Annotated in this window: 1 protein-coding gene; it reads left to right on the top strand. The window is 64.7% G+C overall.

What is annotated here, in order from left to right; translation table 11 throughout:
• Positions 1-224 precede the first annotated feature (224 nt).
• On the top strand, positions 225-637 hold a 413-nt coding region (locus AACY08_RS27925), incomplete at its 3' end, for a glutamine amidotransferase-related protein (RefSeq protein WP_339472332.1).

Genomic DNA, 637 nt, shown 5'->3' with positions numbered 1-637 from the left:
CATCGGGGGCGAGCGCGCGCGCTTCGGTCGCCAGCGGAAAACCCCGGCCGCGCAGTCCGATCTTCGACGCGAGCCCGGCGAGCCCCGCCAGTTTGCGGCCATCTCTCCCCGCCGCTTCGACCATTGGCTCGAAGCCAGCGCGGGCGACCGCTTTCATATCCCGCTTGTCGTTCATATGGCCCCCAAAGCTCTTCCCCCACAGCGCGTATCTGCTATCTGGCCGCATGACCCATCAGACCGACTCCATCCTCATCGTCGATTTCGGCAGCCAGGTAACGCAATTGATCGCGCGGCGCGTGCGTGAGGCTGGCGTCTACAGCGAGATCGCTCCCTTCACCACCGCCGATGCGGCCTTCGCCCGGATGAGCCCCAAAGGCGTGATCCTCTCGGGCAGCCCGGCTTCGGTTCTGGAGGAAGGATCGCCGCGTATCCCGCAGGCGATTCTCGATAGCGGCGTGCCGATCATGGGCATTTGCTATGGCCAGCAAGTGCTGATGCACCAGTTGGGCGGCAGCGTGACGCTCGGCGAAAGTGGCGAGTTCGGTCATGCCGTAATCGAAGTGACCGACCATTGCGCGCTGTTCGACGGCGTGTGGCAGCCGGGCGAAAAGCACACTGTGTGGATGAGCCATGGCGA

Source organism: Pseudomonas sp. EL_65y_Pfl1_R83 (assembly GCF_963970695.1).
GTDB lineage: Bacteria > Pseudomonadota > Gammaproteobacteria > Pseudomonadales > Pseudomonadaceae > Aquipseudomonas > Aquipseudomonas tritici.
This window is presented reverse-complemented; position numbering and strand designations above follow the sequence as displayed.